Here is a 2,400-nt window from a genome sequence, read left to right as displayed (position 1 = left end):
CCGCTTCAACTGTGCCAAGTCCTAAACTCACAACGATGTCCGTCGGCAAGGTGCTCGCATTGCTTTGCTCAACCTTAAATAACAAGGTACTGTTCGTCGTACCTTCTACCGCAGTCGCATCCGTTGCCGTGATCGATACCTCCGGCTTATCACCTAAGGTATCTCCACCCGTAATGTCAGATGCAGTCGTCGCATCTTCATCCAAGATCGTGCCAGTCGCTTGTGCGTTACCTAAGGTCGCATCCGTCTCACCACTACCTAAGGCTAGGTTCATGGTGAGCGCTTCGCTCACTTCATAAATCGCATCTTGCGTCGCCGTGATCGTAAACACTGGCGACCATGGCGCGCTGCCATCCGGCGTCGCTGGGATCGTCAACGCTAAGCCAGCCACTAAGTCAGCAACCGTCACTGGTACCACGGTCGTGCCATCGGCAGCAACATACGTGATGCTGCTGATGTCGGCCGCTTCAACTGTGCCAAGTCCTAAACTCACAACGATGTCCGTCGGCAAGGTGCTCGCATTGCTTTGCTCAACCTTAAATAACAAGGTACTGTTCGTCGTACCTTCTACCGCAGTCGCATCCGTTGCCGTGATATCAACAACTGGCTTCATTGTTAAGGTGAGCGTAGATGTATCAGATCCACCATTACCATCAGAGACAGTGTAGGTAACAACTGGAATTGGATCGACACAATTTACATGTGGAACAAAGGTATAACTACCATCTGCATTAATAGTGAGTACGCCATAATCCGGAATAGCAACAGGGGAGCCAACAACTTGAGATCCAGAGATGCCAGCCACTACAAAAGTAGTGATTATTGGTGAATTACCATCAACATCTGAAGTGTTCAACAACAAACCAGAAGAAGCATTAACAGTAAGCGTTTCATTACGAACAACATTTTTAACTTCGTTTCCATCAACAGGGGAATCGTTGACAGGAGTAACCGTAATATCTAAGGTGCTAGTGTCACCTACTGAAGTGCCATTGTCATCAGTCAAGCTATAAGTGACTGTTGGAACGGTGCCGTTGTAGTTAGCAACCGGAGTAAAGGTGTAAGCACCATCACTCGCAATTGTTAATGTACCTACTCCAGCAATCGTTGCAGTTTGACCTGCAGTGAACGTTTCTGGTGTGCCGTCATTATTAGTGTCAACGGTAAAGCCTGTGAGAGTAATTGCACCATCACCAGACGTTAAACCGCTATCAATCACATTACCTGATTTAGGGGTGTCTTCAGGCGTAGTAACAGCCTCATTCGTATCAACGAACACATCGTTGACAGGCGTCACCGTAATATCTAATGTGCTAGTGTCACCCACTGAAGTGCCATTGTCATCAGTCAAACTATAAGTGACTGTTGGAACGGTACCGTTGTAGTTGGCAACCGGAGTAAAGGTGTAAGCACCATCACTCGCAATTGTTAATGTACCCACTCCAGCAATCGTTGCAGCTTGACCTGCAGCAAACGTTTCTGGTGTGCCGTCATTATTAGTGTCAACGGTAAAGCCTGTGAGCGTGATTGCACCATCACCAGACGTTAAACCGCTATCAATCACATTACCTGATTTAGGGGTGTCTTCAGGCGTAGTAACAGCCTCATTCGCATCAACGAACACATCGTTAACAGGCGTCACCGTAATATCCAAGGTGCTAGTGTCACCCACTGAAGTGCCATTGTCATCAGTCAAGCTATAAGTAACTGTTGGAACGGTGCCGTTGTAGTTAGCAACCGGAGTAAAGGTGTAAGCACCATCACTCGCAATTGTTAATGTACCTACTCCAGCAATCGTTGCAGTTTGACCTGCCGTGAACGTTTCTGGTGTACCGTCATTATTAGTGTCAACGGTAAAGCCTGTGAGAGTAATTGCACCATCACCAGACGTTAAACCGCTATCAATCACATTACCTGATTTAGGGGTGTCTTCAGGCGTAGTAACAGCCTCATTCGTATCAACGAACACATCGTTGACGGCTGTCACTGTGATGTCTAGAGATGACACTTCTTCGATGCCGTAACCATCAGTTAACGAATACGTTACGGTCGGAACGGAGCCACTGTAATTAGCTGCCGGCGTGAAAGTATAAGAACCATCACTCGCAATTGTTATTGAACCTACTCCAGCAATTGTTGCAGTTTGACCTGCAGTAAAGATAGGAATCTGATTATTACTATCAAGAATGCCATCGACTATAAATCCAGTGAGAGTAATTGCACCATCACCAGACGTTAAACCGCTATCAATCACATTGCCTGATTTAGGGGTATCTTCAGGCGTAGTAACAGCCTCATCCGTATCAACGAACACATCGTTGACAGGCGTCACCGTAATATCTAAGGTGCTAGTGTCACCCACTGAAGTGCCATTGTCATCAGTCAAGCTATAAGTGACTG

General features: G+C 46.8%; 1 protein-coding gene. It reads right to left on the bottom strand.

The annotated features are described in order from the left end of the window. Positions 1-2,400 (bottom strand): Ig-like domain-containing protein (locus ICN28_RS09435; RefSeq protein ID WP_216288259.1); only part of this gene is annotated, 2,400 nt, incomplete at both ends.

Origin of the sequence: Polynucleobacter sp. 30F-ANTBAC, assembly GCF_018882385.1 — a bacterium.
Taxonomy (GTDB): Bacteria; Pseudomonadota; Gammaproteobacteria; order Burkholderiales; family Burkholderiaceae; genus Polynucleobacter.
The sequence above is the reverse complement of the archived record's forward strand: the minus strand, read 5'-3'. Positions and strand labels throughout refer to the sequence as shown.